Raw genomic sequence first — 22,445 nt, 5'->3', positions numbered from 1 at the left:
CGGCGCCTATGCGCTGACAACCATCGATCGACCTGCTCATGCGACATTGCCCCGATGCTCAAGTCTTCAAGGAAGCGCTGATCGCAGTGGCGCACGGCCCCTTTGTGCCGGAGCACAGATTCCGGAGGCTGTTTGGTATAGAGCGAAGCGTGGCCGCCGTGATCGCGGAGTCGTTTCCGACCAATACCCCTCTCGAACAGGACGCCGCGTTGACGCTACGGCATGCCGTGATGCAACTGTTGAGCCAGGCTCATGCCCTGGAAACTGAATGGCAGCACTGGCTGTCCGTCACTCCCGCCGAATTGCGAACGATCTGGTCGCGTTGGCGCACCGTCAACGACTTCGCTTGAAACGGGCCCTCGGCCAGCCAGCTGAAAGCATCGTGTGGCCACCGTAGACGATGTCGTCCAGCAGAACGGGGGTACGGCCGCGCAGGCTCGCATCGGGCCGCCAAGCGTCGGCATGGACGTCGACGTCGCGGTCACCATGGCGCTGCTTTCGCATCACGCGCCACGGGCAGGCGGCCAACTCGGCGACCCGCGCCACCCATTGCTCGCTCTCTTCGTCGGGCCCGATGATCAGGGGTCGATCCACCTCGCGCTCGATCCACTTCGCGATCGCCTCGGCGCTGGCCACCACCTCGGTGCGCATGGAGTACACCGCGTCGAGAGACGCATAACGGTGAAGGTGGGGGTCGACCGTCACCAGCCAATCGGCGCAACCGCTCAACAGCCGCCCGCACGATCGCGAGGTGATCGCCTCGCCGGGCCGGAAGCGGGCGTCCTGCCGCATGTACGGCAGATAAGGCAGGACCAGGCCAATGCGCCGGGCCCCCAGATCGCGCAGCGCATCAGCCAGGAACACGAGGCCGATCAGTTGCTCGTCGGGCTGCTGGACCTGCGCCACGATGATCGCCTCTCGCTGGTCGACCGGCTGGCTCACCCGAAGGTAAAGCTCGCCATCCGGGAAGCGACGCGATTCCACGGCCACCGTTTCGGCGCCGATGGCCGCCGCCAGCGTACCCGCAGCGAGCGCCGAACCCCCAAGGCCCAGCACCACGGGTGCGGGCACGCCGTCTCCTGTCATGCCCACGCGCGGCAATGTGCGGCGGGCTTACCGTTGGATGCCGCAGGTGTTGATGCCCAAAACGGTGTAGAGCGGGCACCAGCCGACGGCGGCGGTCAGCAAGGGCACCACGCCGATCCAGCCCCACACCCCGATGACACCGGTGGCAGCGAGGCCGATGAGTGCAACGCCTGCGATGCCGCGCGCGGCTCGGTCCAAGGTTCCTTCATTGCGGTTCATGCTCGGCTCCTGGTGAATGACAACAGGACACATTGGGACGCGAACGGCACCGCACGGGCCTGACGCAGATCAAGCCAGGGCGCCAGTGCCTGCGGGACCGCGCCACGCGCCCCGCGCCGGCTGATCAGTGATTGACGCGGCTCAAGCGACAACCCAGACAGCGGGATAGCCTGTGAAGACAGCCCCCCACCACTCGAACTTCAGGAGATTCACGATGACCATCGCCGACATCTGCAGCAAGCACGTCATCACCATCGACCAGAATGCCTCATTGCAAGAGGCGGCCCTGCTGATGCGCTCGCATCACGTGGGTGCACTCGTGGTCACGGCCGACGAGGCCACCGACCCGCATGTGGTGGGCATCGTCACCGACCGCGATCTGGCGATCGAGGTGATTGCCCAGGGCCTCGACGTCGGCAGCGTGCGGGTGGGCCAATTGGCCAGCCGACAGATCGCCGCGGTGGCGGCCAACGGCTCGATCGGCGACGCGGTCATGGCCATGCAGCGCGCGGGCGTCCGTCGCCTGCTGGTCATCGAGGGCGAAGAGCAGCTCGCGGGCGTCATATCGAGCGATGACGTGTTCGAAGCGCTGGCCGGCCAGCTCGCCACGCTCAGTGGCGCGCTGCGTGCCGGCATTGCCCGCGAAAGCGAGCAGCGGCCGGCCCCGCCGCCGGTGCAGCGTCGCCCAATCTTTCGACCCCACGGCACCGCAGGCTGGCAGGCCTGAAATATTCAGAGGCCGGGCTGGCGGACGCCGTCAGTCCTGCAGTTCCACCTGGGCGACACCGCCGGCTCGCAGCGTCCAGCGCAAGGCGTGCATCGGACCGTTGGGCACGAGGTTGCCCTCGCCCACCACCACGCCCTGATCGCTGATGCCGTAGGCCCGGCTTACCGTGCCGCCGGGATACCGGCCCAGATCGATCGCCTTGCCACCGCGCCACAGCACGGCCGTGTCCAGGTAGGGCGCCTTGACCGCAGGCGCAAACCCCACGGCCTGCCCCTTGTTGTTCATGGCAGACAAGGTGTGTCCGTAGGCGATCGCCCCGCCACCCAAGGCCGGCAGGTAGCTGCGCACACCACCGCGCCACACCACTGGCATGCCGCCCGGGGCGGTGCCCGCGATGGTCAGCCCATCGTCTGTCACCTCGCGGGCTACTCCCAGGCCCAGGTCGGTGAAAACGCCGTCTTGCCATGAGAAGGCATGGTAGTCATTGCCAATGAGCGCCGTGCCCACCACGACGTTCTGGTTGTTCAAGCCATAGGCCATGCTCTGGTTCGCATACCCGGGCCCGGCCTGCCCCATGAAACCCAGGTCGACTTCGAGCACCCCGCCGCGCCACAACACGGCGTGCCGGCTTTGCCCATTGGCATCTCGCGTGTAGCCGGCCACGTAGCCGGCGTCGTTGATGTCGTGGGCAGCCCCGCGGGTGTTGCCCCCGGGCAGGCCGGGCAACTCCACCGCCACGCCCGATGCGCTCCAGTACACCGGGTAGGTGTCGAAGCCTCCCTCGTTGTAGCCTGCGACCTCGCCGGTGCGGTTGATGGCCACCGGCACACCCAGCCCCGAACCGCAGCAATCGCCCCAGGCGACCACAGTACCCTGCCACCATTGCGCCTGCCGCGTCGAGCCGGTTTCGGTGTCGTAGGCGTTGCCGACCACGCGCCCCGCCCGGTTGACGGCGCGCGCCGATCCGTACGCGTCGGCGCCATGCAGGCTGCCCAGATCAGAAGCCGGCGAAGGCTTGGCGGCGTGAACCACGCCGGGCGCCACCACCATGCCGATGCCGCAGGCCAACGCGGCGGTCGCCATGCGGGCCGCCCATCGTGCGCGATACAGATGGGCGAGACGGCGGGCGGTGGTGTTCGTGCGGGTGGTGCTCATGGTGTTGACTGCTCCTGATGATGGATTGTTGGGGTAAATCCGCGCGTTGCACCGCGGTGGGCTGCCCTACAGAGGCCGCTCACGCGTCGCTGATACGTGGCACGTGGGGGCGGACACGCAACCTCGCCCACCGCCACCCTGCCCAGGCCATCGCCGGCAAGGCTACCGACAGCCCCCACACCGGGTCCAGCATCACTGGAAAGCCCATGGCGCCACGCAACGCAGGCACCAGCGTGATGAGCAGGACCATGACGCCGATGCCCAGCACCAGCCCATGAAACGCCGAATTCGGACGGCCCGCGCGACGCAATCCCCCCAGGAACCACTGCAGCATGGCCACATTGCCCACCACGATGGTGGACAGCGCGGCGAGGCGCAACACGTCATCGGGTGCACCGTTGCGACGCCCGATCCAGTGCACCAGCACCACGCTCGCCAACGAGGCCATGCCGACCATCATCGCGCGAACCACGGCGCGCAGGGTGAACAACGGCGCGTCGGCCGGCCGAGGCGGGCGCCGCATGCCATCGGCGGCCAACGGCTCGGCCTCGAAAACCAGGGAACAGGCCGGGTCGATGATGAGCTCCAGCAACACCACGTGGATGGGCAACAGCAGCACCGGGCCACCGAACAGCGGCAAGAGCGACAGGCCGACGATGGGCACGTGCACTGCGAACAGGTAGCCCAGGGCGTGCTGCAGATTCACGAAGATTCGCCGGCCTGCCCGAACCGCCTCGACCAGCGAGCCGAAGCGGTCGTCCAGCAGCACCAGGCTGGCGGCCTCACGGGCCACATCCGTGCCCCGCTCGCCCATGGCCACCCCGATGTCGGCGGCCCGAAGCGCCGGGCCATCGTTGACCCCGTCGCCCGTCATCGCGACCACTTCACCGCGCCGCTGCAGCGCTTGCACGATGCGAAGCTTCTGCGCGGGCGCCACACGGGCAAACACCGCCACATGGCGGACCGCCAACTCAAGCGCGGCTTCGTTCATGCCGTCCATCGCCAGTCCGGTCAGCACGTCCGAACGCACGGTCGCTTCAGGACGCGCAAGCCCGGCCTGCTGGGCAATGGCCAGCGCCGTGGCTGGACCGTCGCCGGTGATCATCACGACCCGCAGACCCGCGCGACGGCAGTCTTCGAGCGCGGGCAGCACATCGTCGCGCAGCGGATCCAGAAACCCGATCAGCCCGAGCGGCACGAAGCCTGTTTCCGGCCAGGCCTGCCCTGGCTCGACTCGGTGATGCTCTTGCACCGCCACGGCGATCACCCGCAAACCCTGCTCGCCCCAGCGCCGGGCCTGGTCCAGCCAGTGCTCACGCCACCCGGCGGGCAGCTCGCCATCGCCACACCGGGCCAGCACCGCCTCGGGTGCGCCCTTGATCGCGACGGTGGCTTCGGAGGCCGCCGCTTGCCGGGCCTCCGGGAGGGCGTCGCTGGGGTGAGCCGCCATACGCCAGCCCTGCACCACGAAGGGCCGCCTCGGCGCCAACACGCTGCGGTACAGCAAAGCATCGGGCGCAGGCGTCGCCACCGCCGACACATCCGCCCGGAAGATCGCCTGATCCATCGGCTCGAGGCCCTCGCGGACGCTCGCCAGCGCGGCTCCTCTCAAGAGGCGGTCGAAGCCCGACGCCGTCGCGCCTTCGGCCGCGAGCCAGGCCTGTGTGCCGTTGAACAGCGCTGCCACGGCCATCCGGTTGCAGGTCAATGTCCCGGTCTTGTCCACGCACAGCACGGTGGTGGAGCCGAGTGCCTCGATGGCCTGGGGCTGCCTCGTGAGAACCTTCTGCTGCGCGAGCCTCCACGCCCCCAGCGCGAGCATCACCGTCCAGACGACGGCAAACTCTTCCGGAACGATGGACATGGCCAGCGTCAGCCCCACCAGCAAGCCGGCACTCCACGAGCCTTCTCGCAGCGCGAAAAGGGTTGCCGCGATCAAGCAGGTCACCAGGGCGAGGATCGCCACTGCCCGCACCATGCGCTTGAGCTCCAGATGCAAGCGGCTCACCCGCGGCTGCACCGAGGCCAGGGAACCGCCGATCTTTCCCAACGCCGTGCGGGCACCCGTGGCCGTCACGATCGCCACGCCGTCGCCCTGCACCACCAGCGTTCCGGCGTAAAGCATGTCGGCATCCGCCGCCACGGCCTTGTCGATCGGCACCGATTCCCCGGTCAGCAGCGACTCGTCGATGCGCAAGGCATGCACCTCGACCAGCCGAGCGTCGCACGCGAGTCGATCGCCCTCTTGCGCCAGCAGACGGTCACCGACCACAAGGTCTCGGCTGGCAATGCGCAGCAGTCGCCCGTCGCGCACCACGGTACAACGCGGGCTGGCCAAGCCTTTCAGGGCCTCCAGCACGCGTTGCGTGCGCCGCTCCTGGATGACCGAAATGGCAGTGACCGCAACGATCGACACCGACAGCACCGCGCTGTCGAAAAGACTTCCCAGCAACGCATACAGCACGGTGCACGCGAGCAACAAGAGCACCATCGGCTGTCCGGCCGCTTCCCACACCGAGCGCAGGATCGACTTGTGATCGGCCGGGGGCAGCGCATTGGGGCCATCGCGAAGCAGGCGGGCTTCGGCTTCGGCCGAGGTGAGGCCTGCGGGTGGGTCGAGCGGCGCCGTGGTTTGCATGGTGGCAGGCTATGCCCTGCAGCCCCGGGCGTCTTGAGCTTCGTCAATCGCGGCAGCATCGAGGCGCCTTAGGGCGTGTTCACACTACGGAGCCCCGATGCGTAGTGTGAACACGCCCTAGTTTGCGCGGGCGCAAGGCCACGGTGCCCTCGCTGCCTACGATGGCAACAAGGGCATGCCCTCTGCCCGTCACCACGAAAGGACTTCGCATGAACACCGCTTCGACCATCTCAGACACCCGCGACCAGATGGCTCAACACCTGCGACGCATGATCGACGAAGCCGACCGGGTGCTTGCATCAGCGGCGGAAACAGGCGACGAGGCGCTGGACAGCGTTCGCGATCAATTTGCAGACCAGGTCCGCCGCATGCGCAGCCAGCTCGACGAGCTCGAAGACGCGGCGTTCTACCGTGCGCGCCGCGCCGCCCGGGCCGCTCATCACACCGTCCACGAGCACCCCTATGGCGCGATGGGTGTCGCAGCGGCTGTGGGCCTGCTGGTGGGCTTCTTGGTCGCTCGCCGCTGATCACGGCACCCGTGGGTCGCCGTACCCACGGGCTCGGCCACCAGCCGCCGACGATCAGCGCCGCTCGACGGCGGCTTGGCAGGTGGCGCAGCGCAGCGCTGCCGGCAGCGCGCGCAGCCTCTTCATGGAGATGGGCTCACCGCATTCGGCGCACTCGCCGTAGGTGCCATCGCCCATTCGCTGCAGCGCCTGCTCGATGAGCGTGAGTTCGTGGATGTCGCGCAGCACCTCGGCATCCTGAACCTCGGCTTCCAGCCATTCGGCGGCCTGGTCCTTCAGATCTTCCACTTCACCGCCGGCCTCATGGGCCTGCCGTGCGGCGGTGGCCGCCTGCATGTCGGCACGCAGGGCCAGCCCGCGCTCGATCAGTTGGCTGCGCAATGCATTCAGATCGTTCTGGGTGATGCTCACGGTGTCCACGATGTTCCCCTTTCAGACACTTCATTGTTCGCACCCCTGCCAAGCCCGGTATTGATCGCCCTCAATGAGGGCCATCCCTTCGGTGCAGCAGGGGCGCACCGTGGGCGCTACAGGCCCTTGCAGTTGGCGTAGAACGACACCGTGGCCGGCCAATCGCTGAAGATGCCCATCACGCCCACATCCTGCGCGAGCACGTCGATCACCCGCAGCACATCGCCTTCGCGGTGAATGGCCGCATCGATGGTCTGGTAGTACGACCCGTTGTTGCCATCGGCCAGGATGCCGCTGCGCTCGAGTGACCAGGTGATCAGTCCGAGCCCAGCAGCCTTGGCATCTTTCGCGGCCTGCGATGGGACGATGTTGTTGCCCGCATCCAGAGCCAACAAGGCCCAGGTGGGCGGCGCCCAGATGTTGATGCCCTGGGCCTTGAAGGCCTTCAGGTCGCTGGAGGTCGGCAGGTCGGCGGGCGTGCCGGCGTCATCGAGGTACACCGCCTGCTTGCCGAACGCGGGCTCTTTCGAGATCCAGTACAGCACATCATCTTTCAAGAACGATTGGGCGTAGACACGCCCCGCACCGATGCCTGCGGCCTTGTACTCGTCGATGAGCTTTTGCGCGTAGTCTTGCTGGCTGAAGCCGTCGAACGGCATGGGCACCACGGGCGTCTTCAACTCGGGGGTCATCTTCACCCCCAGCTTCTTGAAGAGCTGGATGCTTTCCGCATGGGTCATCAGCGTGCCGCTCGTCGGCCCCGAGTACAGGTCGGTGCGGAAGGTGGGCGTTCCGGCCATGTACTCGTCAACGGTCTTGCCACGCGGGTTGAACGCATCCATCTTGCCGCGCAGGGTCTTGAACTCTGCCAGCGTGATGTCGCTGGTTCGGCATTCGGCCTTGGCCGACGTGACCAGATTGCCGGCGTTGTCGTACACGGCCGGCTGAAATGGCGTCGAGCACTTGCTGGCCAGCGGCGTGGCCAGGATGTTCGTCGTCGTGTGCAGGTCGTTTTGAGCGTGGCGGCACACCAGCTCCTTGTCCTTCGTGAAGGCCACGTCGCACTCGATGATGCCGGCGCCCATGCGCGCAGCGGCCTCATACGATTCGCGGGTGTGCTCTGGAAACTGCAACGGCGCGCCGCGGTGACCGATCGAGAACTCGCTCACGCGGTAGTGCTGGAACGATTTCGCACACGACTGAAGCTGCCGTTGCAGCTTGCCATCGGGCATGTCATTGACCAGGAAGAAAGGGCGCGGCCCGAGTTGAACCGATGCCACCGGATAGGCGCTGTGCCCGGTGCCGGCACAAGCCGGCCCTGCGGCCAGCAGCAGGCTTGCCAGACCGACGTGGTGGATGGCGGATGGGATACGCATGTTGATCCTCGTATTGGTGTTTGCGTGTTGGTATGGGCGTGCTGGCAGCGTAGGCCGCCCGCGTGTCAGCGCGATGAACGACGAAGGCACATCCGCGGCCAGCCGGGTGGGGCCCTTCGGCTCACCCGCATGGTCGTCTGCCAGCCACCGACGCACCGTCCAGGTGCCTGGCGCCGCGCCAATGGCTGCGGCGTGACCGATGTGCCCGTCCAGCGCACCCCACCTCGCGCCGCGCTGGCTAAAAACAACGACATGACTGTGCTGTTTGCGCTCGCGCTGGCGCACCAAGGCAGCGATGATGTTGCCTCGACAGGAGAGGACTACATGCCCATTGCGCCTGCCACGTCGCAGTCGTTCGCCGCCGAGCTCGACCGGCGTTCCGGGGCCAGACGCCCCCTTCGCACCGAGGCCGCCATCTCGCTGGCCTCGGGCCCGCCCTGGCCCGCGCAGATGGTGGATGTGGGCCTGCGCGGGCTGTCACTGCACCTCGATCACGACAACGTGCCTGCAGGCTCCGGCTGTGACGTGACCTTCACCCTGCCGCTGAAAGAGGCCGAGCACCCCATCCGGATACGGGCCAAGGTCACCCGTCGGTTGGTGCGCAGCGGTGGCTACAAGCTCGACCTGGAGGTGCAGCACGCCTCGCCCGAAGACGCTCAAGCGCTGGAGCGCTTTGTCATCGAACGCTGACGGCACCCCTGTCCCAACGCCTTCGAACGACTCCAAACGACTCCGGGGGTCTCCGAGGCCCCTGGCGCCCCAGGGCAAGGAGGGCCTTGTCACGCCATACTGTATGCCTGTACAGTATGCGCATGATGACCGGCCAACTCCGTCAAACCTACCGCCCCTCCCGCCAGCGTCTGCCCGTTTGGGTGTACCGGCTCTGGGGCTGGCTCTGACGCCTTTACGCCTCTACGCCTTTCGGGCCATTGAGGTCGCAGCAGCTTCTGCGGCCTTGATGGCGTCCCGACGGGCCGCTGAATCCTGACAGCGCGACCACCGGCCCGCCCGCGCCGGTGGAGGTTCGCTTCGTTGCTTCACCTCCGCGGTCGCCCCGTGTGACTTCAGCGAGCTCGACAGGCTTGCATCCGCCGCACACTTCCAATATCATCGAATAATGGAAGAAAAGGATGTCATCCGCGCCCTCGCCGCACTGGCCCAACCGGTGCGCCTGCAGGTGTTCCGCGCCCTGATCGTGGCCGGATCAGAGGGCCTCACCCCCGGCACCATGGCTGATGCGCTGGCGGTTCCGCAGAACACGCTCTCCTTCCACCTGAAGGAGCTGACCAACGCGGGACTGGTCACGACCGAACGCGCCAGCCGGCACATCATCTACCGCGCCGCCTTCGATCACATGAACGCGGTACTCACCTACCTCACCGAAAACTGCTGCCGCGGCGCTGCCTGCGTCGTCGAGCCAGCCGCGTCCTGCGGCTGCTGACGGAGACATTCCATGAAGCGATTCCACGTTCACGCCCACGTCGACGATCTGGCCGCCAGCATCTCCTTTTACACCCGCCTGTTCGGGGCCGAACCGACCCGCATCGAGAGCGACTACGCCAAATGGATGCTCGAAGATCCCCGCGTCAACTTCGCGATCTCGACCCGCGGCAGCAAACCCGGCATCGATCACCTGGGCATCCAGGCTGACAACGCCGACGAACTGGCCGAGCTGAAGCATCGGGCCCAGGCGGCCGACGTGCCACTGGCCGACGAAGGCGAAACCACCTGCTGCTACGCACGCAGCGAGAAGCACTGGGTGACCGATCCGCAAGGCATCGCCTGGGAGCACTTCCACACGCTCGACAGCATTCCAGTGTTCAGCGAAAACAGCCAGGCCATGGCTGGCAATCACACCGCGGCCACCGCCGGCACCAGCGCGTGCTGCGCGCCCAGCCCGGCGGCAACCACGACAGCACCCGGCGCCGCCAGCTGCAAACCGCGCGGCAAACCGATCGGCATCCCCGTCACCGCGAGTGGCGGCGGCTCTTCCTGCTGCTGAAGCCATGCTCGCCCGATTCCTCGCACGCCAGATCTATCTGCTGGCGGTCGGCGGCAGCCTGGTCGTGTTCACGGTGGCCATCTCCCAGGGGTGGCCGCTGGGGCTGGCGGTCACCGCCTGGAGTGTGGTGGTGCTGGGCGTTGGCATGGCGCTCGAACGTGCCCGGCCCTTCAACCCAGCGTGGTCGACCGACCACGGCGACACCTCGACCGATGCCTCCAGCGCCGTGGTGCTCATCGCAGCGGCAGATCCCGCCATCAAGGCGCTGCTGCCGATGCTGGTGTCGGCCTGGGCTCCCGGCGTGGCTGCCGGCGCCGCGTCGAGATGGACCGGTCCGTTTGTCGCGCAAGTGGCCGCGGCGGTGCTGTGGATCGAGCTCGCGAAGTATGTCTCTCACCGAGCACACCACACGGTGCCAGCGTTGTGGTGGCTGCACGCCATGCACCACAGCAGCCGGCGCCTGTACTGGCTCAACAACTTCCGATTCCACCCGCTGAATCACCTGATCAACACCAGCGTGGCGATGCTGCCGCTTCTGGCCCTGGGAGCCCCTCACGACGTGCTGTTGGCGGCCCTTGCGGTCACCCAGCCCGTGCTCATGCTGCAGCACTTGAATGCGGACACGCGCAACGGCTGGGCAAACCACGTCTTCAGCACCAATGAGCTGCACCGCTGGCACCACTCCACCGTGCCGGCCGAAGCCAACTCCAACTTTGGCAGCGCCTTGGTGCTCTGGGACCTGGTTTTCGGCACCTATCGCCCCGCCGATGCCCAGCCCGCCCAGGTGGGGTTGTTCGGCCAAGGTGGCGGCTACCCCGCCCACGGTTCCTATTGGCGCCAGTTGGGCGCCCTCTTCTCGCCCGCCTGCTGCCGCGCCTGACACCGGCCCAGCCGCCCACCTCTTTCAAGCCCTGCTCGTTTCGCCATGACCACGAATGTCCTGATCCTGTGCACCCACAACTCCGCGCGCAGCGTGTTGAGCGAAGGCATGCTCAACCACCTGGCCATGCAACAGGGCAAAGACGTGCGCGCCTTCAGCGCCGGCAGCGCCCCGAGCGGCCGGCTCAACCCCTTCGCACTGGACGCCCTGCGATCGGCCGGCGTCGATGTCGAGGGCTATCGCAGCAAGAGCTGGGACGAGTTCACCGCCCCCGGCGCACCGGTGATGCGCATCGTGATCACGGTGTGCGACAGCGCCGCTGCCGAGACCTGCCCTTACTGGCCCGGCAGCCCGGTGAAGGTGCACTGGGGCTACCCGGATCCATCGAACGCCCTGGGAGGAGACGAAGGCAAACGCACCGCTTTCGAGCTCACCCGCCAGGCCATCGGGTACCGCATGCAGCAACTGCTCGCGCTGCCCATTGATTCGATGAGCGACGAGGCCCTGCAACAGGCCCTCGTGCAAATCTCGCAGAGCTGAACAACGCCATGGACATGCACCGCAAACTCGCCGCCGAAGGCCTCGGCACCGCCTTGCTGCTCACGGTGGTGATCGGTTCGGGCGTGATGGCCGAACGGCTCTCCGGCGGCAACGTCGCTATCGCCTTGCTGGCCAACACCTGGGCCACGGTGTGCGGCCTCTATGTGCTGATCGAAGTCTTCGGCCCGATCAGTGGCGCGCATTTCAACCCTGCGGTCTCGCTGGTGATGGCCTGGCGCGGCGAGTTGCCCCGGGCCAGCCTGGCACCGTACATCGCAGCCCAACTGCTGGGGGCCATGCTGGGCGCCTGGCTCGCCCACGCCATGTTCGAGCTGCCGATCTGGCAATGGTCCACCAAGCTGCGGGGCGGCACGGGCCAGTGGTTGGCCGAGGGCGTGGCCACGGGCGGCCTTTTGCTGGTGATCTTGCGTGCCCCCGCTCAGCGGGTGTCGGCCATGGTGGCTGCCTACATCGGTGCGGCCTACTGGTTCACCGCGTCCACCTCCTTCGCCAATCCGGCTGCGGCATTCGGCCGCATGTTCAGCGACACCTTCGCCGGCATCGCACCCGCCAGCGTGCCCGGCTTCGTGACGGCCCAGTTGGCCGGTGCCGCCGCGGCCCTGCTGCTGCACCAATGGTTCGAGGGCCGCAGCCCACAACAGGCGCAAACGACCGGACACGCCCATACCATCGAGGCCACTCGCGACGATGGCGGAGCAATCACCTGAGCTTCTGATCAGCCACGGCTGAGGCGCCGACAAGGTGCGGATGAGGTGCGCGTGACGTGCGTGTAACGTGCGCATGAGGTGAGTACCGTGCACCGGCAACGGGCCTTCACGGCCCCTTTTTTCGACCCGATAGTTGCTGTTGACAACCACTTCCCGAGCGCCTATCGTCAGCCTACATAGTTGCTATCGACAACAACATGAGCGAATCCGCCATGGCCGGCGAACTGCTGCGAGAAGTGGCGCGCCTGTATGTGAGGGCGCAGCGCGCCGTCGCCGACTGCTGCCAGACCACCAGCACCCAATGCCACATCCTGACGGAGCTGGCCCGCTCCGGGCCCATGGCGATGGGCGAGCTGGGCAGCCGCCTGCTGCTTGAAAAGAGCTGGATCAGCCGGGCCATCGACAGTCTGGTCGCACTCGACCTGGTGTCCAAAGCGCCCAATCCAGCGGATGCTCGCAGCTGGATCGTGAGCCTCACGACAGCCGGCAAGCGGCGCGTCAAGAGCTTGAACACCTCGCTCGATCAGCATGCCGAGCACCTGCTGGATGGCTTGAGCGATCGAGACCGTCAACAAGTCCGCCAGGCGCTGATCGTGCTGTTGAGGCAACTTCGCTCAGACCCGAACGCCCGGGGCCCTCTACCGATCACTGACCGCCAGGAAGCTTCACCGTGTCGCTGAACGACGCCATCACCCTTCGCCAGGCAGACATCGCAGACTGGCACGCCATCGCCGCCCTCTTGCAGGCCCATCACCTGCCGCTGCAAGGCGCCCGCGAGCACCTGTCGAGCTTTGTCGTCGCGCTGCGAAACAATGAAATCGTGGGTGTCGCCGGCATCGAAGTCCATGGCCATGCGGCGCTGCTTCGATCGGTGGCGGTGGCACCGGGCCAACAGCGTGCCGGCATCGGTGAGTCGCTGGTCGCCAGGCTGCTCGATGAGGCGCGCCTGCGGCAGATCCGCCAGGTGGTGCTGCTCACCACCACGGCCGCCCAGTACTTCACCCGCTTCGGCTTCGAAGTCGCCGGGGCCGATGCCGTGCCCGACGCACTCCAGGTGTCTGCCGAGTTCCAGGGTGCCTGCCCGGCCAGTGCCACCTTCATGCGGCTGGCGCTGGACTCTTCAGGTGGGCAAGTGCAAGCGACACCCAACGCCGCCGTGCACCCGGAGCCCGCCATCCCGCATCCACCAACGTTCGGCTGTGGTTGAAGCAGCGTCCGGGGCTGCAGGCCGCCCCCGGTTCATCGTGGCGGCGTTGGGCATCACGCAGATCATCTCCTGGGGTTCGCTGTATTACGCGTTCTCGCTGGTGATCCACGCCTTGGCTTCGGCCACACAGGCCAGCAACGCCACCACCGTGGGCGCCTTTTCGGTGGCCTTGCTGGCCGCCGGCGTGGCATCCGCCCCGGTGGGCGCGTGGATCGATCGACACGGTGGCCGTTGGATCATGGCCGGCGGTTCGGTGCTGGGCGGTGCGCTGCTGATCGCGCTGCCATGGGTGCATTCCGTCGCGCAGCTTTACCTCGTGTGGGCGGGCCTTGGCGTGGCCATGGCCGCCACCTTGTACGACCCCGCCTTCGCCGTGCTGGGGCAACTTTTTCGCGAGCATCAGCGGCGCGCGATCACGACCTTGACACTCTTCGGCGGTTTCGCCAGCACCGTGTTCTGGCCGCTGACGCAAGCACTGATCGACCACCACGGCTGGCAGATGGCGCTGATGGTGCTGGGCGGTCTGAACCTGCTGGTCAACGCACCGGTGCACGCCATGCTGTTGCCTTCTCGGCAGGCGCCGCCTCGCGATGACAGCCCCAAGCCGCCCCAACCGGCCCGGCCTTCAGGGTTGCGCGGCATCTGGCGAGACCCGGCCTTCTACGGACTGTGCGCATCGTTCACGGTGAATGCCCTGGTCTTCTCGGCCATGTCGGTGCACCTGCTGTCGTTGCTGCAGACCCAGGGGCTCTCGGCATCGCATGCGGCCTGGGTCGGCGCCTTGATCGGGCCCATGCAGGTACTCGGCCGATCGATTGAGTTGGTGTTCCTGTCCAAGGTACATCCTTCGCGCATCGGGGTGTTGGCGATGTGGCTCTTGCCAGCGTCCCTCGTGCTGCTGGCCGTGGCGGGTGCTCAATGGGCGCCGCTCGTCTTGTTCGCGTTGCTCTACGGCTGCGGCAACGGTGTGATGACCATCGTTCGCGGCGCGATTCCTGCCGAGCTCTATGGCCGCGAGCACTACGGCGCCGTCAACGGCGCGATGGCCACGCCGGTGTTGCTGGCCAAGGCAGCAGGGCCGCTGGCGGCCGCTATGGCGTTGTGGCTGTGGCCCGATCCCCGCGACCTGCTGCTGTTGCTGGCGCTGGCCGGCACCGTGTCGGCAGCCCTCTTCGGGTATACGGTGAGACGGCGCGCGGTCCTTGCAGCCGCCTGAGCACAGCCCTTTGCGCCGTGGCTGGGCTCGCGCCTAGGGCGTGTTCACCCTACGCAGCCCCGTGCGAACGGGTTGTCCAGGGATGCAGGGCAAGGCGCCCGACGCCGCCCAGGCTGGTGCCTGGGCAAGTTGGGCAACGCCGCCATGCGCCCTGGACGGCCCGTTCCCGAAGGGTGAACACGCCCTAACCCAGGCCAGCTGGCCTGTTGACATCTGCATCGATGACCGTGCCTATGGCGGCGATTAAGCATTCTCAATGGATGTGCCACGCCCTGACTTCTAGACTGCCTGCACCACAGGAGAAGCAAGGAGTTGCAGATGTCCAGCGAATCGAAGTGCCCGTTCTCAGGCGCCGCCCACGGTGCCGGCGTTCGGCCCCAGGCACGCACCAACCGAGATTGGTGGCCCGAGCAATTGAACCTCGGGGTGCTGCACCAGCATTCGCCGCGTTCGAACCCCATGGGCGAATCGTTCGACTACGCCCACGCCTTTGCCCAGCTCGATCTCGACGCGGTGGTGAAAGACCTCCACGCGTTGATGACCGATTCGCAGGATTGGTGGCCCGCCGACTGGGGCCACTATGGCCCGCTGTTCATCCGCATGGCGTGGCACGCCGCGGGCACCTACCGCACCATTGATGGCCGCGGCGGCGCGGGCACGGGCAACCAGCGCTTCGCCCCGTTGAACAGCTGGCCCGACAACGGCAACCTCGACAAGGCACGTCGGCTGCTGTGGCCCATCAAGCAGAAGTATGGCCATCATCTGTCGTGGGCCGACCTGCTGGTGCTCGCCGGCAACGTGGCACTCGAGTCCATGGGCTTCAAAACATTCGGCTTCGGCGGTGGCCGCGTGGACATCTGGGAACCTGAAGCCGACATCAATTGGGGCTCCGAGAACACCTGGCTGGGCGATGCCCGCTACAGCGGCGATCGTCAGTTGGCCAACCCCCTGGCCGCCGTGCAGATGGGCCTGATCTACGTGAATCCGGAGGGCCCGAATGGCCATCCCGACCCGGTGGCTTCAGGGCGCGACGTGCGTGAGACCTTCGCCCGCATGGCGATGAACGACGAAGAGACGGTCGCCCTGGTCGCGGGCGGTCACACCTTCGGCAAGGCCCACGGCGCAGGCGACCCCCGGTTGGTGGGCGCGGAGCCCGAAGGCGCGGCGATCGAAGAGCAAGGCTTCGGCTGGATCAACGCATTCGGCAGCGGCAAGGGGGTTCACACCACCACCAGCGGCATCGAAGGCGCCTGGAAGCCCCACCCGACCCGCTGGGACAGCGGGTACTTCGACATGCTTTTTGGCTACGAATGGGAGCTGACGCGCAGCCCCGCCGGCGCGCACCAATGGGTGGCGAAGGATGTGCGCCCCGAGCACATGATCCCGGATGCGCACGACCCGTCGAAAAAGCATCCGCCGATGATGACGACCGCCGACCTGTCGCTGCGCTTCGATCCCGTCTACGAAAAGATCTCGCGCCGGTTCCACCAAGACCCGCAGGCCTTTGCCGACGCCTTCGCCCGTGCGTGGTTCAAGCTCACTCACCGCGACATGGGCCCCCGCGCCCGCTATCTCGGCAAGTGGGTGCCGGCAGAAGAACTGATCTGGCAGGACCCGTTGCCGCCAGTGGATCACCGCCTGGTCAGCGACGCTGGACAGGCCGCCCTGAAGGCACAGATCCTCGCGTCCGGGCTGTCGATCGGCCAACTCGTCCGGACCGCCTGGGCCTCTGCCTCCACCTTCCGCGGCAGTGACAAACGTGGAGGGGCGAACGGCGCGCGCATCCGGCTGGCGCCTCAACGGCAATGGGCCGTCAACAAGCCCGAGGAACTGGGCCCCACGCTCGCGGCGCTCGAACGCATCCGCCAAGCGTTCAACAGCACCCAGACCGACGGCACCCGCATCTCATTGGCCGACCTCATCGTGCTGGCTGGCAACGCCGCTGTCGAAGCGGCAGCGCGCCGCGCAGGACACGATCTGACCGTGCCATTCGCGCCGGGCCGCACCGACGCCACACCCGAGCAAACCGATGCCGAATCGTTCGCCGTGCTGGAGCCGCAAGCCGATGGGTTCCGCAATTACGCTCGACGGGGCCTGGAGGAAGCGGCCGCCGAATGGCTGGTGGAGAAGGCGCAATTGCTCACCTTGAGCGCACCGGAGATGACGGTGCTCATCGGCGGCCTGAGAACGCTCGGCGCCAATGTGGGCGGGTCGCGCCACGGCGTGTTCACCGATCGCCCCGAGACACTCAGCAACGACTTCTTCGTCAACCTGCTCGACATGCGCACCCGCTGGCATCGCTCACCCCATGCCGTGGGCGTTCTCGAAGGCCGCGATCGGCAGACCGGCGAATTGCGTTGGACCGGCACGGTCGTCGACCTGGTGTTCGGATCCAACTCGCAGCTGCGCGCCTTGGCGGAGGTGTATGCCGCCGATGACGCCGCGGACAAGTTCGTCCGTGACTTTGTGACCGCGTGGACCAAGGTGATGAACCTGGACCGATTCGACCTGCGCTGAACCCGGCATCACCCCCAACGACCTGGGCGCCGCGAGCGCGCCCGCCCCAAAACAATGGCCGCCTTCGGGATCAACCGAAGGCGGCCTTGCATGACATTCGTCGAGGGTCGGCACGCGGCTCAAACACCACCGCCCCGCCCCGACCTGGCGGGTTTCAGGTCGACTTACTCAGCCGCAGCGGGCGTCTCGCTCACCGCTGGTGCCGGCGGCGGCGGCGCCACCTTGACGGGCGCCTTGGCCGTGCGCTTGCGCGACACCTTGGCCTGGGGCGCCGCGGGCATCGCCGTTGCTGCAGCCTTCTTCGGCGCGCGGGTCTTGCGCGGCGCATCCACCGGGGCTTCAACGGGCTGGCTCTTGGCTGGGCGGCCCGGCTTGCGGCCCTTCTTGACCAACGCGGCCTTCTTCGCGGGGCCTCGCGCGAAAGCCTTGCCCGCCACATCGGCCACAGGCGCATTGGCGCTGCCACTTGCCGAAATCAGAAACGCCGACCGGTCCTTGGCCTTGGCGATCCAGTTCGGCGGCTTGCCCCGACCCGTCCAGGTCTTGCCGGACTTGGGATCGCGGTACATCGGCACACCCACTGTCGCCGCGCCTTTCTTGCCCGCCGCGCGAGTGACCGACCGTTTCTTCGGTACGCCAGCGGCGGACGTGCGCGCCGATCGTTGCGTCTTTTCAGCCTTGGCGACGGCGCTGGTGCCGGCCAGGCCGAGATCTTCTGCCGTGAGTTGGTGTTTCTCGATCAAAGCCTTGATTCGATCAATGACCTTCTTGTTTTCGGCCTTCATCAATTCAATGGCCCGCTTTTCCAGCGCAGCAATTTGTTTGCGAATGTTCGCGAGTCGATCAGCCATCAGGTACTTCCAAGCAGTTGCGACCGCGCGAGTCTATTCAACGACAACATCGCTTGCTCATTCCATGGACATTAATTGCCCATGGCCCATCGGCTGATGGCACAAAAGAGACAACAGAGCCTGAAATCATCGAACGGCGGCTGCGCAATGGAAAGCCCGCTCTGCGCCAGTCCAGTGAAACGGAGAAATCAGAAGTTCGTGGTCACCTGCCAGCGATGCAATCAAGGCGCCAAGCGCAGCCGGGTTGGACACCCGGCGAGCATTGGCAACGCCGAGTGCGCCGCTCGCAGGTGCCCACCCTGTGGGCCGGTGCCTGGCAGGGCGCGCCGCGGCGTTGCGACCCTTGCCCAGGCGTACAGCCTGGGCTGCGGGCCGCGCCTTGCTGCGCGCCCTGCCAAACACCGGCAAACATCCGATTTCTCCGTTTCACTGGACTAGAACCAATAGTCTGCTACGCAGCGCCCATCGCGTGGCAGATCGTCGAACGAAACAAGCCCATCGAAATGATCGATCGGTATATGACCCACCGTATCGGGCTCAGCGAGCCGCAAATTCACCGCGATGCGACGCCGGCCCTGCTCGTCCACACTCAATGCGCGCCAATAGGCCATGCATCCGCACACCGGGCAAAAGTGAAAAGCCAGTGCTTTGCCACGAACAAATGGCCGCGTGTCGCCCTCGACCTTGATGCCCTCGCCGTCATAGTCATAGGCCCACAACACGCCATAACGGCGGCACGCCGTGCAATTGCAGGCCGTGGCGCCGTCCGGCTCGGCTTCAAAACGCCAGCGAACCGCACCACACAGACAAGCTCCTTGAATCATGAACAGTCCTTTGAGGTAGATCCATGGACATCATGGATTGAGCCAGATTGCCGGCGAGCCGGCGGGAACCCAAAGATCATGCAGTTCGGTGGGCAAGGCGTCCAGTGCCGTTCAGTGCACTTTGGGCGCCACAAGACGCGCCCGCGGCACGCGGCTCAACGTCGCCAATCGAGCATCTCAGCCAGCCGGGCCATCACCCACTCAGCCTCACGCTCATTGGCCACCACCTCACCGCTGCGCAGGCCTGTGGCGATTCGGTCGAGCACATCCGATTCATCGATGCCCAATTGGGCCTTGCGGGTACGCGCCGTATCGACGAGCAGGCTGGCCAAGTCTTCGCAGTACCCATACCGCTCGCGAATGGCCGACAGCGGCTCGACGGGCTTCATTCGCCCGGAGGCGGCAAACAGCGCCATGAACGACTCGGGAATGGCGGTCTGGTATTCAAGATCCATGGTTTTTCGAGGGTGCGTCGCGACCAATGCGTGAACTGTATATCCATACAGCATTCGTTTCCAGCCCTGATCGAGCGTTGCTCCGGCCGGCGGCGTTTCTTCGGCAACCCCGCCCGGCAGGCCGCTTTCCGTGCGGTATGCCTGCGATTTACACCACACACCCGCGCGACACGCCCACCATGGCGACGGCGGCGCCGCTGAAAATGACGCGAAGCTGACAATTCCCCGCCGTGCGGGCCCTTGAACCTTGCACATGCCGCCAGCCGACCCGACACACGCCACCGCAGCGCTTGATCAGGCTCGACAGCGTTTCGCCGAAGGTGCATTGGTCGAAGCCGTGGGGCTGCTTTCGGCCATGGATCGGCAGGGACGGCCCGCTTCGGAAATTGCGGCCATCGAGCACCTGCAATGCCTCGCGTGTTATCGCCTGGGGCAATTGAGCGACAGCCTTCAATGCGCCCGATCGTTCCTGCAGCAGGCGGACCCGGGTATCGAAAACGAGGTGGAGCTTCGATTCTCGGTGCTGACCGTCGCGGTGGTTGCGGCGGGTGAGTTGGCGCGTTTCGAAGAGTCTCTTCAGTGGCTGAGCGAGCTGCTCGGGCTGTCCAGCCGCCTCGGAAGCCTGTCGCACTATGTCCGGGCGCGTGGCAGCGCCGCATCCGCCTTCCTGCTTTTGGGCGACCTGTGGGCCGCCGAGCGCGTCCTCGGCGCATTGGCCTGCGAGTTCGATCGGCCACACCAGGAGCAGCGGCTGGAGACCACCATGCGCTGCAACCACGCATCGCTGGCGTTCGACCTGGCGCGCATGGCGCGCGACGCCGGAGACGTCGAAGCCGCCCAGCAATCACTGGACAGCGCGGCCGCCAGTGTCGAGCGCGCCACCCGCGCCGCGGCTTCACTGGAAGACTGGCGCCTGATCACCTTCGTCCGCCTGCACCAGTTGGAGTTGTGCCTGCTGCAGGGGCGATGGGACATGGCCGAAGAACACCTTCGCGCCGCCAAGCAAGACGCCGAGCAAGCCGGCCTGAACGCCCACTGGCGTCATCTTCAGTTGCTGGAAGCCAAGTGGCGGCTGGCCCGCGGCGAGGCGCGATCTGCGCTCGACCTGCTGGATGGGCTGCTCCACACGGAACTGCCGACCAACGAGCTCAGCACCCGGATTCGGCTGCGCGATTTGCGCTACCGCTGCCTCGTCGCACTGGGTGAACCGATCGCCGCCCTTTCGGCGCGTCAGAGCTTTGACGAGTTGAGCGGTCTTCGCGCCTACCGCCAGGCCCAGGCCCAATCCAGGCTGATGCGCACGCGGTTGGAGATGGAGCACCTGTTCTTGCGCCGATCGGACGGCAAGGCGTTTGGCAGCACCACACCCGCGGCCGCGGCCGCCACTGCAGCCGCATCGCAGCCTCAATCCGTGGGCCGCGCCCCGATGTCTCGAGGCGTTCGGCGCCCCCAGCGCAAGACTGGCTGAGGCTGGCGCGCTTCTCGCTTGGTGCGCCCACTCATGAGCCCGCACTTGTCCAGCCTCGCCGCCCTCCTGCAATCGCTGGAGCCCTCGCGCCACGACGGGGTTTACGCCTATGCCGTGCTGCCGTTCGATACCGATCCCGCCTCGCTGCAGCCGGTGGTCACCGTCCGCGAAGCCGAGGGCGTGACCGTCATCGTGCCGATCGAGCAGGCCGAACGCCACGGGCTGCGGGTCCTCTTCAGAGCCGCCTGGATCACCCTGACGGTGCACTCCGATCTGCAGGCGGTTGGCCTCACGGCGGCTTTTTCCGGTGCCCTTGCGATGGCGGGCGTCAGCTGCAATGTGGTGGCAGGCGCCCACCACGACCACCTCTTCGTCCCCGAAGAGCAAGCCCAGCAAGCGCTGGATGTCCTGCGCGCCTTGCAGCGCACGGCGCCTGACTGAGAAGGCAGGAACGACGCTTGCCGCCCGCGCATCGGCGACGGCCGATCTGGCTGCCCCCGTCTTTCAGATCGAGCCGCCATCACGCGGCGAGGCTGCGGATGGTCGTAAACAGTTACCCACAAGACGGGTCAAGAGCTTTACATTGGGGACGGGCTGACGGTTGCATCTTCTTTCCTCTCAAGTATCGCCAGTCCTTGGGGCGCCGTTCCGGCTTCGGAACTGGCGCCCTCTTTTATGGGCGAGAGGGCACGTCATCCGTGCGCTTCATGCCCGTGACCATCGCGCGGGCGAGATTTTCTTTCCAGCGCCAACTCATCGCGACGACGCCGCCGACGTGGATGCCGGCCGCCACGATGAGACCGTTGGCCAGCCATTCGTGCAGTTCGGTGATGCGGTCGTCGCCCCAGAAGGCGTCCAGGCGGCTCATCCAGCCTGTCAGCGCCAGGCCGAGCACCAGCGCCCACAACAGCCAGACCATCCACAGGCCCAGCGGATCGTGGCCCACGCAGCGGGGCGCCCCCTGACGCAGGTAGGCCCAGGTGGCGCGCCACGACGGCCAGAGCGACCGCAAGCCACCGTGCCCCGCGCTGAAGAGGGCCCAGACAAGCCGGATGCCCACGGCGGACGCGGCGGCGTAGCCGATGAGGCGATGCAATTCGTCGCCATCGTCGCGCAGGTAGTTCGTCAGCACCAGCACGGCCACACAGGCGTGCGATACCCGTACCACCAGATCCCAGACGCGGACGCCACCGGAGGCGGGCAAACCGCCCGTCGCCGGTGTCGACGGCGAATCGAGATTACTTTTCAATCTCGGACTTGACCGGCTCGAGCGTCTTGGCGTCGTAATAGATCTCGACTTTCTTGCCTTCCTTGTTCTTGCCGTAGATCTCGTAGCAGTTGCCGTCGACCTTGAACTTGGCGATGGTGTAACCCTGGGCCTCGATCCTGGCCTTGGCGTCGGCCTCGCTCATCCACTCATTCTTCGGGTAGGCCTTGCAATCGGCCTTGGCCCATGCTGACAAAGGCGAGAGTGACGCAACCGACACGAGCAGCAAAGACAGAGCGCGGACTTTCATGCGGGGGTTCCTTTAAAGAGGGCCCACTGGGCCAAACGGGGTACGGGGCCAGATGGTATGCGACAGCCCGATGCCCCAGCTTGCTGAATGTCAGCTGCCCT

26 protein-coding genes are annotated in these 22,445 nt (G+C 66.5%); 15 read left to right on the top strand and 11 right to left on the bottom strand.

Going from position 1 to position 22,445, the window contains the following annotated elements; all coding sequences use genetic code 11:
* Nucleotides 1-38: 38 nt before the first annotated feature.
* The gene (locus AACH06_RS28250) at nucleotides 39-350 is read left to right on the top strand and encodes a hypothetical protein (RefSeq protein ID WP_341429158.1); all 312 of its coding nucleotides are present in this window, start codon (nucleotides 39-41) and stop codon (nucleotides 348-350) included.
* On the opposite strand, the gene prs is transcribed toward AACH06_RS28250, so the two are convergent.
* On the bottom strand, nucleotides 334-1,071 hold the full coding sequence (gene prs / locus AACH06_RS28245) for a ribose-phosphate diphosphokinase (RefSeq protein WP_341429157.1): 738 nt from the start codon (nucleotides 1,069-1,071) through the stop codon (nucleotides 334-336). The genes AACH06_RS28250 and prs overlap by 17 nt on opposite strands.
* Nucleotides 1,072-1,113: 42 nt before the next feature.
* On the bottom strand, nucleotides 1,114-1,305 hold the full coding sequence (locus AACH06_RS28240; RefSeq protein WP_341429156.1) for a YgaP family membrane protein: 192 nt from the start codon (nucleotides 1,303-1,305) through the stop codon (nucleotides 1,114-1,116).
* A gap of 214 nt (nucleotides 1,306-1,519) precedes the next feature.
* Here AACH06_RS28240 and AACH06_RS28235 point away from each other — a divergent pair, with 214 nt between their 5' ends.
* Entirely contained in the window at nucleotides 1,520-2,032 is a 513-nt protein-coding gene (locus AACH06_RS28235; protein WP_341429155.1) for a CBS domain-containing protein, read from the top strand.
* A gap of 30 nt (nucleotides 2,033-2,062) precedes the next feature.
* Here the strand turns inward: AACH06_RS28235 and AACH06_RS28230 are convergent, their stop codons facing one another.
* Nucleotides 2,063-3,187, bottom strand: coding sequence for a hypothetical protein (locus tag AACH06_RS28230; RefSeq protein ID WP_341429154.1), 1,125 nt, complete (start codon nucleotides 3,185-3,187; stop codon nucleotides 2,063-2,065).
* Between the two features lie 79 nt (nucleotides 3,188-3,266).
* The gene (locus AACH06_RS28225) at nucleotides 3,267-5,825 is read right to left on the bottom strand and encodes a cation-translocating P-type ATPase (protein ID WP_341429153.1); all 2,559 of its coding nucleotides are present in this window, start codon (nucleotides 5,823-5,825) and stop codon (nucleotides 3,267-3,269) included.
* Nucleotides 5,826-6,034: 209 nt separating this feature from the next.
* On the opposite strand from AACH06_RS28225, the gene AACH06_RS28220 reads away from it, so the two are divergent.
* The gene (locus tag AACH06_RS28220; protein WP_341429152.1) at nucleotides 6,035-6,352 is read left to right on the top strand and encodes an ElaB/YgaM/YqjD family protein; all 318 of its coding nucleotides are present in this window, start codon (nucleotides 6,035-6,037) and stop codon (nucleotides 6,350-6,352) included.
* Between the two features lie 54 nt (nucleotides 6,353-6,406).
* On the opposite strand, the gene AACH06_RS28215 is transcribed toward AACH06_RS28220, so the two are convergent.
* Both AACH06_RS28215 and AACH06_RS28210 read right to left on the bottom strand, forming a co-directional pair.
* Complete coding sequence (locus tag AACH06_RS28215) at nucleotides 6,407-6,772, bottom strand: TraR/DksA family transcriptional regulator (protein ID WP_341429151.1); 366 nt, start codon at nucleotides 6,770-6,772, stop codon at nucleotides 6,407-6,409.
* Nucleotides 6,773-6,879: 107 nt separating this feature from the next.
* A complete protein-coding gene (locus AACH06_RS28210) occupies nucleotides 6,880-8,139 on the bottom strand; it encodes a glycerophosphodiester phosphodiesterase family protein (RefSeq protein ID WP_341429150.1) in 1,260 nt (419 codons plus the stop codon).
* Between the two features lie 252 nt (nucleotides 8,140-8,391).
* On the opposite strand from AACH06_RS28210, the gene AACH06_RS28205 reads away from it, so the two are divergent.
* From AACH06_RS28205 to katG, 10 genes are all read left to right on the top strand, one after another.
* Nucleotides 8,392-8,829 (top strand): PilZ domain-containing protein, encoded by a 438-nt coding sequence (locus AACH06_RS28205; RefSeq protein ID WP_341429149.1) that lies wholly within the window; start codon nucleotides 8,392-8,394, stop codon nucleotides 8,827-8,829.
* A 427-nt stretch (nucleotides 8,830-9,256) separates the two neighbouring features.
* The gene (locus AACH06_RS28200; RefSeq protein ID WP_341429148.1) at nucleotides 9,257-9,580 is read left to right on the top strand and encodes an ArsR/SmtB family transcription factor; all 324 of its coding nucleotides are present in this window, start codon (nucleotides 9,257-9,259) and stop codon (nucleotides 9,578-9,580) included.
* 12 nt (nucleotides 9,581-9,592) lie between these two features.
* Nucleotides 9,593-10,141 carry an ArsI/CadI family heavy metal resistance metalloenzyme gene (locus AACH06_RS28195; protein WP_341429147.1) on the top strand — a complete coding sequence of 183 codons (549 nt, stop codon included), beginning with the start codon at nucleotides 9,593-9,595 and terminating at the stop codon, nucleotides 10,139-10,141.
* Nucleotides 10,142-10,145: 4 nt separating this feature from the next.
* Nucleotides 10,146-11,021 carry a sterol desaturase family protein gene (locus AACH06_RS28190; RefSeq protein ID WP_341429146.1) on the top strand — a complete coding sequence of 292 codons (876 nt, stop codon included), beginning with the start codon at nucleotides 10,146-10,148 and terminating at the stop codon, nucleotides 11,019-11,021.
* A 45-nt stretch (nucleotides 11,022-11,066) separates the two neighbouring features.
* Entirely contained in the window at nucleotides 11,067-11,561 is a 495-nt protein-coding gene (locus AACH06_RS28185; protein WP_341429145.1) for an arsenate reductase ArsC, read from the top strand.
* 8 nt (nucleotides 11,562-11,569) lie between these two features.
* A complete protein-coding gene (locus AACH06_RS28180) occupies nucleotides 11,570-12,289 on the top strand; it encodes an aquaporin (RefSeq protein ID WP_341429144.1) in 720 nt (239 codons plus the stop codon).
* 197 nt (nucleotides 12,290-12,486) lie between these two features.
* Nucleotides 12,487-12,969 (top strand): MarR family winged helix-turn-helix transcriptional regulator, encoded by a 483-nt coding sequence (locus AACH06_RS28175; protein ID WP_341429143.1) that lies wholly within the window; start codon nucleotides 12,487-12,489, stop codon nucleotides 12,967-12,969.
* A complete protein-coding gene (gene arsN2, locus AACH06_RS28170) occupies nucleotides 12,960-13,496 on the top strand; it encodes an arsenic resistance N-acetyltransferase ArsN2 (protein WP_341429142.1) in 537 nt (178 codons plus the stop codon). Before AACH06_RS28175 ends, arsN2 begins: the two co-directional genes overlap by 10 nt.
* Complete coding sequence (locus tag AACH06_RS28165; protein ID WP_341429141.1) at nucleotides 13,489-14,712, top strand: MFS transporter; 1,224 nt, start codon at nucleotides 13,489-13,491, stop codon at nucleotides 14,710-14,712. Before arsN2 ends, AACH06_RS28165 begins: the two co-directional genes overlap by 8 nt.
* 318 nt (nucleotides 14,713-15,030) lie before the next feature.
* Nucleotides 15,031-17,229: a catalase/peroxidase HPI gene (gene katG, locus AACH06_RS28160; protein ID WP_341429140.1), complete on the top strand. Its 2,199-nt coding sequence runs from the start codon at nucleotides 15,031-15,033 to the stop codon at nucleotides 17,227-17,229.
* A 164-nt stretch (nucleotides 17,230-17,393) separates the two neighbouring features.
* Here the strand turns inward: katG and AACH06_RS28155 are convergent, their stop codons facing one another.
* From AACH06_RS28155 to AACH06_RS28145, 3 genes are all read right to left on the bottom strand, one after another.
* On the bottom strand, nucleotides 17,394-18,080 hold the full coding sequence (locus AACH06_RS28155; protein ID WP_341429139.1) for an H-NS histone family protein: 687 nt from the start codon (nucleotides 18,078-18,080) through the stop codon (nucleotides 17,394-17,396).
* Nucleotides 18,081-18,514: 434 nt separating this feature from the next.
* Nucleotides 18,515-18,904, bottom strand: coding sequence for a GFA family protein (locus AACH06_RS28150; protein WP_341429138.1), 390 nt, complete (start codon nucleotides 18,902-18,904; stop codon nucleotides 18,515-18,517).
* A 155-nt stretch (nucleotides 18,905-19,059) separates the two neighbouring features.
* Nucleotides 19,060-19,359 carry an ATPase with chaperone activity gene (locus tag AACH06_RS28145; protein ID WP_341429137.1) on the bottom strand — a complete coding sequence of 100 codons (300 nt, stop codon included), beginning with the start codon at nucleotides 19,357-19,359 and terminating at the stop codon, nucleotides 19,060-19,062.
* A gap of 253 nt (nucleotides 19,360-19,612) precedes the next feature.
* Between AACH06_RS28145 and AACH06_RS28140 the strand changes: the two genes are divergently transcribed.
* Both AACH06_RS28140 and AACH06_RS28135 read left to right on the top strand, forming a co-directional pair.
* Nucleotides 19,613-20,827, top strand: coding sequence for a tetratricopeptide repeat protein (locus tag AACH06_RS28140; protein ID WP_341429136.1), 1,215 nt, complete (start codon nucleotides 19,613-19,615; stop codon nucleotides 20,825-20,827).
* A 33-nt stretch (nucleotides 20,828-20,860) separates the two neighbouring features.
* On the top strand, nucleotides 20,861-21,268 hold the full coding sequence (locus AACH06_RS28135) for an ACT domain-containing protein (protein WP_341429135.1): 408 nt from the start codon (nucleotides 20,861-20,863) through the stop codon (nucleotides 21,266-21,268).
* Nucleotides 21,269-21,500: 232 nt separating this feature from the next.
* On the opposite strand, the gene AACH06_RS28130 is transcribed toward AACH06_RS28135, so the two are convergent.
* Together AACH06_RS28130 and AACH06_RS28125 are read right to left on the bottom strand one after the other, a co-directional pair.
* Nucleotides 21,501-22,076 (bottom strand): cytochrome b/b6 domain-containing protein, encoded by a 576-nt coding sequence (locus AACH06_RS28130; protein WP_341429134.1) that lies wholly within the window; start codon nucleotides 22,074-22,076, stop codon nucleotides 21,501-21,503.
* Complete coding sequence (locus AACH06_RS28125; protein WP_341429133.1) at nucleotides 22,066-22,344, bottom strand: PepSY domain-containing protein; 279 nt, start codon at nucleotides 22,342-22,344, stop codon at nucleotides 22,066-22,068. Before AACH06_RS28125 ends, AACH06_RS28130 begins: the two co-directional genes overlap by 11 nt.
* Between the last annotated feature and the right edge of the window lie 101 nt (nucleotides 22,345-22,445).

This window comes from Ideonella lacteola (genome assembly GCF_038066555.1).
Taxonomy (GTDB): Bacteria; Pseudomonadota; Gammaproteobacteria; order Burkholderiales; family Burkholderiaceae_C; genus Ideonella; species Ideonella lacteola.
This window is presented reverse-complemented; position numbering and strand designations above follow the sequence as displayed.